Here is a 6596-nt window from a genome sequence, read left to right on the forward strand (position 1 = left end):
TGAATTGGTGGAGCCGGGGGGATGGTCAACCGCATTCCCCACTCCCCATTGCAAGCCACTGATTCCGTACGCTTGAGCCGCAGCGCAGCGCCGCGATGTCACACCTTGGTGGGCGTGGTTAATGGTTCAGGAGCCGAATCTAGGCTACGCCAGCAGAAAAGGAAAGCAAGCGGCGTTTATCCATCAGCTCCTGCAGGCTGTGATGTTGGCAGGGCATTATGCCATCATCGGGCCTTTTCAGATGGAACTGAGGGGTTACGTGATGCTACCTAAATTACCCAGCTGCGCTTTGGTCGGTCTCAGCTGTATTTGTTCGATTGCATTCGCCGAGCCATCCAAGGATGAGCTGTCAGAGGTAATGTCAACAATAGACGGCGCATATGACAGCTTGGCTCTGCTTGCTTATTGCAATGAGGAAGCGCTGTACTTGCAATACGCTCAGTCTCTGCAGGATGCGGTATTTAACTATCCGGGCATTGATCCGCAGAAGGCTCCTGCTTTCTTACGGCGTATTGATACCATGTCGATGGATGAGTTAGAGAGAATGATGCTCGGGCGAGATAAAACTGATAATGCTAAGCTCTGTACTTCTGCTAAAGCTGTTGTAAAAAAGCAGATGGCGCTATTTGATAATTTCATAATCAGCAGGTAGTTCGGGTAATGCATATGCTTGTCTAGATGTTTCAGTCCGCTAGTGCGAGTAACCCACCCTTCGCCTCGATCTGTTTGAGATAATCAGCTCTCACGAGACAGATCGAGGCTCGCAAGTATTAAGCAATCACCAAGCAATCCCCCTCTCCCGGTAGTTGAATATAAATCGGCTTCCCATTGTTCTCCGCTCTAAACGTCTGCGCCCATCCGGCACTGTGTACTTCGATGGCGTCTAACTGTTCAATCAGTTCGCATGCTGCTGAGTAGCTTATAACTTTATGCTGCATAGTTTTGCTCCTGTTTCGTTGGTGTGAATACAGTAGCGTTGATTTGAAATGTCGAGAAGTCTGCCGGTGTCGGTACGTTCTGTGTATAATTCAAACGGTCCAAGCTCGTACTTCAGTCAGTGGTTAGTTAGTTCAACTACCACTGATTTTTTTGCCCCCGTTTTTTGGGTTTGCCTGCTCTGCTGCAAGCTCTTACGAGGCGTTTAGAGCGCTGTTTGTTGTTGTCCGCTATGTCTGTCGGTGTTTCGTAAGATCGCATCGCTATGCGCGTTCTAGGCGGCTTCTTGGCTGTGCTGGTGCTGGTTCTCGCTGGTTCTAGGAGAAGTCCGGTAATCCGGCGTATAGAAACGGGTTCCCTGAAACGAACTGCTTGATGCTGGAATACTTATGCTGCCCGCCGCGCGTTGCTTCGCTTGTTGATCTGTGCGCGCCACTCCCGGCATTGGTTCTGCGCAGGCGCTTGAGCTTGTTCTGTGTAGGTGCTTCGTCCTTCGGAATGTAGCGCGCAACGTCTGGCGCGCTGTGCGGCTCTTCAATGTGGATCGCTTCGTTGGTGCCGTGCGGCACGTATTGCGGCGCTAACGCCTGCTTCAGAGCCTCCTTGGCTTGCTCGCGTAGGTGTGCCGGGATGTGAAGCGCTCCGTGGATGTGGAGCTTGTGGATCGTCTTGGCCTGCTTCGGGGCGAACTCGATGCTGAAGGCCATGTGAGTAGAGTCGATGCCTGCCGAGGCGAGCGCCCTTGTGATGCGTTCGGCCAGCCAGCTGCACGGGCCTTGCTTCGCTTGGATTGCCCGCTCACCAATGTCGATGTCTAGGCGAATCGTTGCGAATATCGCGTCCGGGTGGTGCAGTACGGCTATCAGCTTGAAGAACTGAGCCACGTCCGATGGCAGTCGATTCCACTCTGGCAGGCTGTCCGGTGTGGGTAGGTGATGAGTAGAGTCAAGGATCATCGCCTGCCCCCAGTATCGTGACTTCAACCAGTCTTTAACCATTCGTCTAACGAAAGCTCCGGTGGTTGGGCTATAGAGTGTAGTACCACCTATAGCTCCAAAGCGGTCCGCTTGCTCCATCACCATCGCGACCAAAGTCCGCGCGGCGTCTGGCGTAGAGAGCTTTGCCACCCTCCTTCGTTGGGTTCCAAATTTTGTAATTTTCCCTGAATTCGTTCCTGGCTCGGCTTCAGGTTCGGCGGCGTTTTTGCGACTGTTCGCTTGCTGCTTGCCCAAACTCGGGCTGCGCTTTTTTTGCGACTGCTCGCTTGCTGCCGACTTGCCACAATCGGCCAGAAGCTCGGCGCACATCTGTTCAATTTCTTGCTCTATCTCCTCCGGGGTCTTGTGGGTCCGGTCGCTCTCGTTTTCATGGAGCGGGCCGTCTGGTTCGCCAACGTGCTCTCGGATAGTCAACGAAGGGTAGGGGGATAGTGAAGCCTCTAGCTCGTCAAAAAGCGCTTCGCGCTCCTCCAAGCTCAGTGTGGGGGTCGTCTTCTTGCGCATCTGTCCAATGCCCTTTGTCGCCTCCGTCCCTCTGCCTGATTTTCAATTTTCAGGTCTGCGCATTGAGCGCTATGGGGTCTAGTAGGCTTTGTTTTTCTAAGGATTCGACAACCGGGCTCGTGGTGTCATGTTCGGCCCGGTGTCGGTTCGTTGTAGATGTCAGTCCTGCACCAGCTCTACTACCCCGTTGTCTTCTTCTTCGGTCAGCAGTGAGTTGCCCGTGATGCGCTCGGCTGCTTCGCGGCGCTGCTGCTCTCGAATCTCCCTGACGTCATCGTCGGTCATGATTCGAATGCGAAGCTCGGACAGCTCTTCGACGTGCGTGGCTTCTGCTAAGCGATCAAGCGGCAGGGCACGGCGCGCCACCTTCTGCGTGAGATCAATGGCTGTGGCCGCTGCGACCAGTGTTCGCATCATCTGATAAGGCGTGCTGGTGCTGGGGTCGAGTGCTTCCACAGCTTCCACTATTCCCCCTCGGATCATGCGGGACAATGCGAGATCGTCCAGCACCAGCGCGGCGGCATGCTGTTGTGCCGCGTCCAGATCGAAGGCGGTGTTGAGCATGCCTTGACGTGCTTGCTCGACAAGACTTTCGGTTGCAGCACCAGCAACAGCGCTGCGGCGCTTCAGAATGCGCTTAGTGGTAGATAGGGAAAGGTCGAGCTTTTCAGCGATGGCCGGGCAGGAATAACCCGCTTCGCGAAGTATGACGGCTTGGGCTTCGATGTCCGGTGTGGTCTTCGAGCTCATTGCGCTTACTCTTCAGCGATAAGCAGGGACGGTGGCAGACCTGCCAGCGCATTGAGTTCATTCGCTAGCTCGTGCCAGTTGTTGCGCACGTTGTACATCGGCGCGCCTGACAGCCTAACGATTGTTTTCAGCTCGACCGGCGCTATATCGAAGATGGTTTTGCCATCGGCTGTGAGTGCTTCGAGAGTTGCGGTGATGATGGCTTGGCGAGTTCTAGCGCGTTGAGTGCAACCGGCAGTTGGCTGATTGCGGCATCGTCGACTCGATTTGATGCCATGGGTTCGGCAGAAGTGGTAAGCGGAATTTCTTGTCCAACGGGAACCGTCAGAGCGGGGAGCAAGTTTGTTGAGTAGATCGGCAAGGCGCGAATAGCTGCCGTTGTCGGATTGCATGAACTGCTTAGCAGTTGTCTCTAGGTATTGCATTCGTTACCCCTTAGCAACGATGTGAAAAATTCTTCCCGATAGGGCGTCCTCCAAGTGTTTGTGGTTCATGGTTTAAGGCGCTGTTTAATTCAGCGCCAATATTCTAATTGCGTTTGGCGTTTTGTGTCTAGAGGTTTGCTTGACTTCGGCTTTCTTGTATGTGTAAGGATTTTGGAAGTTCGGCCTTGGCTCGATAAACAGTTGCCACTCCGCACTTTGCCAACCTTGCGATCTCCTCAGCAGAGGCGTCCGGAAACTTCAACAGCATCTCTTGGGCTGTAACCCATGATTTCGACTTGCCACGGGTTTTAATCATCTCGCCACGCTCCTTGCGGCGCTCAAGCCCTTGTTTGATCCGCTCGACTCGTTTCTGTTGGTCGAGTCGGGCCATGGTTGCCATCAGGTCAAGAAGCATATCGTTGATAACCGTCAGAACCTGGCTAGCGATGTCGTCGCTGTTGGCTAGCTGGTGCGTGGTCGGAAGGTCTACCACTACTAACCTGAGTCCCTTGCATTCGATCATGCTGCGAAGCTGTTTCCATTCGTCCTGAGACAAGCGGGACAGCCTGTCCACGCTTTCGCATAGCAGCACCTCAGCCGGCTCAGCTTCGTCGAGCAGGCGAATCAGCTCCGGGCGCTCCAGCTTCGTGCCGCTGATGTTCTCGGCGTAGATGGCGGCAATGGTCATGCCTCGGTCAGCCGCAAATTCTCGCAAGATTTGCTCTGCGCGGTGGCTGTCTTGTTCCTTCGTCGATGCTCTCAGGTACAGGCGGGCTTTCATGGGGAGGTTTCTCAAGTAACTATATATTAGATGGGTAAATGATAGTTCGATCAATTGCCCTGCGTCTACAGGTTTTTGATAGCCTCGGCGCGAGAGCTTGTCGTCTCTCAGATGGGTATAGGTGTCTGATAGGCGTTGGCGTCATGAAGGCGGGCTGCTCTGTTCGGCTATTTTTGTTGTCTGTTCATTGCCACTATCAAGAGGTGCCCGTCTGTAGCGTCCGGACTGTTGCACTTCGCTCAGTGCCCATGGAGGCCAAGCTGTAAGATCTCTACTCACTAAAAGTGGAGTGCGATATGGACAAAGCTTTATGGGGCCGCGCCGCAGAGGTTTTTGGAAGTGATCTTGGCAAAAAACTGATAGAGCTAACGTCCGCGCTGCCAAGCGTCCGGATGGGGGCAGAGCAGCTATTCGATGAAGCAGCCAACCCAGTTGTTTTGACAGCAATGGAGGCTCTTGTTCATTTGGGAATTGCTCGCAAAGCTGAGCGAGGAATTGTTGTCTTGAGCCGAGACTTGATTGACAGGCTAGAGGGTGAGCTTCGACCTTTGGTTCTGCCAGGCGCAGCGCCTCTTCAGAAAAGGCAAATATTGGAGCGTGAGCTTGGTCTCTTATAAGTCTCATCAGTGAATAGTCGAGTCGTGCCCAAGTACCATCAAAGACTGTCTCAAAGTGACTGCTGCGTTAAAGATGAGGAAGAGTATGAGGGACTTAGGGCTTCTTGGGGAAAGTGTATTCAGTGCTTGGTGTGCCGATGCTGGGCTCATTCCGAACGGTTCTTCGGTGGTGGATAAGACTGGGTGGGATTTCTATGTCGAATTCCCATTCGCTTCATCTAGCAATCCGTTGGACTTACACAAGGGGCCTTGTGAATGTAAGGTTCAAGTGAAGTCTACTGATAATAGAAAGCGTAGCTTGCAAATAAAGCTTTCTAACCTACGTCGGTTGGCTACAGCTCAAATGCCTGCTTTCTTTTTGTTTTTGGAGTTTGATGGTGGGAGTAATGCTGAAAGAGCCTATCTAGTTCATGTTGGGGATGACCTGATTGCTAAAACTCTTAAGAGAATTAGGGAGCTTGGTGAGGGGGTTGCACTCAATAAAAAAACCATGGTCATCAAGTATGGTGATGCAGAGCTTTTGCCTAAAGCTAACGGGCATGCCCTGAAAGAAAGAATATTGGAGTATGTGGGCGGCGATCTTGCGAAATATGTTTCGGATAAAGCGGGGTTCTTGAGCTCGGCAGGGTTTGAGGATGGTTTTGGAGAAATGCGCTTTACAACTGAGGGGGAACAGAATTTACAAGATTTAATTGATGTCTCCATTGGTGCGAAAGGATCTGTTCCTGTGTCGAGTTTGAGAGGGGTTTATACAAGATTCGGAATAGAGGACGATAATCCTTTTCTAAATGTGAAGGATGGCCGTATGGAGATGCCGGATTTAAGCCCTACTGCTGTTGGTGTTATAAGGTTTAAAGAGGATGTTTTTTCAGTTGGTGTTAGCTTTCCGGCGCGTTTGTATGTCTCTCCGTTTAATTCATGTGTTCCGCAAGAAATGGCACGGGCAAGGGTGGAGAGTGATTTCTTTGATATTCGTCTTAGTCCATATACGGGTGCGGCTACTTACAATTTCTTCTTTGGCGAGGGGGCTAGTGCAGCGTTAAAGCAGTTCAGGGATCTGCTTATTTTGCTTGGCTTGATTTTCGGGTCTGGGCGAAAGTTAATTTGCGAGATGGAGTTTGAAGGTTATCCCCTGCTCGAATTTACTCTTGCCTGTTCTAGTGGTGAGTTTGCGTATAAGAAAGAGTTAGAGGCTCTTGAAAGCGCTATGCGGTTGGCGTCCATTTTTGATCTTGGCAGTGATGTGCAAATATCCCTGCAGGAGTTAATTAAGTACGCGGATGTAATTCACAATATGGAGCGCGTTCTGGGGCTGAGAGGTGCGTTCCGGGTTGAGTTCGGGGTTGAGGGTGATGACTTCGATGCAAGTTTGCCCGTGGCGTGTGTTGTAATAGTCTCCGTTCCTCTTGGGGGGCATGTTCTTGGCGCAGTTATCACAGTTAAGGGCGATGTTTTAGAGTCTGATGATGGGCGATATACGCTGTTGAGTAGTAACCGTCCGCCGAACCCATCTCCCCGCTTCTTCCAGATAGCGGCATGGTGTGCACCTATTTTTGGTGGACACCATTTCAAGCCACTTTCTGGA

The 6596-nt window shown here is 52.0% G+C and carries 7 protein-coding genes; 3 read left to right on the plus strand and 4 right to left on the minus strand.

Annotation, left to right across the window (positions count from 1 at the left end):
* Positions 1-121 precede the first annotated feature (121 nt).
* Positions 122-652: a hypothetical protein gene (locus ACIGHL_RS22195; protein ID WP_128122020.1), complete on the plus strand. Its 531-nt coding sequence runs from the start codon at positions 122-124 to the stop codon at positions 650-652.
* Between the two features lie 601 nt (positions 653-1253).
* On the opposite strand, the gene ACIGHL_RS22200 is transcribed toward ACIGHL_RS22195, so the two are convergent.
* From ACIGHL_RS22200 to ACIGHL_RS22215, 4 genes are all read right to left on the minus strand, one after another.
* Positions 1254-2438: a hypothetical protein gene (locus ACIGHL_RS22200; RefSeq protein WP_128122019.1), complete on the minus strand. Its 1185-nt coding sequence runs from the start codon at positions 2436-2438 to the stop codon at positions 1254-1256.
* A 159-nt stretch (positions 2439-2597) separates the two neighbouring features.
* Positions 2598-3188, minus strand: a complete 591-nt coding sequence (locus ACIGHL_RS22205) for a helix-turn-helix domain-containing protein (protein WP_128122018.1) — start codon at positions 3186-3188, stop codon at positions 2598-2600.
* 5 nt (positions 3189-3193) lie between these two features.
* On the minus strand, positions 3194-3613 hold the full coding sequence (locus ACIGHL_RS22210; RefSeq protein WP_128122017.1) for a hypothetical protein: 420 nt from the start codon (positions 3611-3613) through the stop codon (positions 3194-3196).
* Between the two features lie 127 nt (positions 3614-3740).
* Positions 3741-4394 (minus strand): recombinase family protein, encoded by a 654-nt coding sequence (locus ACIGHL_RS22215; RefSeq protein WP_128122016.1) that lies wholly within the window; start codon positions 4392-4394, stop codon positions 3741-3743.
* Between the two features lie 296 nt (positions 4395-4690).
* On the opposite strand from ACIGHL_RS22215, the gene ACIGHL_RS22220 reads away from it, so the two are divergent.
* Both ACIGHL_RS22220 and ACIGHL_RS22225 read left to right on the plus strand, forming a co-directional pair.
* Positions 4691-5011, plus strand: a complete 321-nt coding sequence (locus ACIGHL_RS22220) for a hypothetical protein (protein WP_128122015.1) — start codon at positions 4691-4693, stop codon at positions 5009-5011.
* 85 nt (positions 5012-5096) lie between these two features.
* Positions 5097-6596, plus strand: a 1500-nt coding sequence (locus ACIGHL_RS22225; RefSeq protein ID WP_499176805.1) for a hypothetical protein, incomplete at its 3' end; no start/stop codon positions are given.

It is taken from the genome of Pseudomonas sp. NPDC077451 (assembly GCF_044543345.1).
In the GTDB taxonomy this organism is placed as follows: Bacteria; Pseudomonadota; Gammaproteobacteria; order Pseudomonadales; family Pseudomonadaceae; genus Stutzerimonas.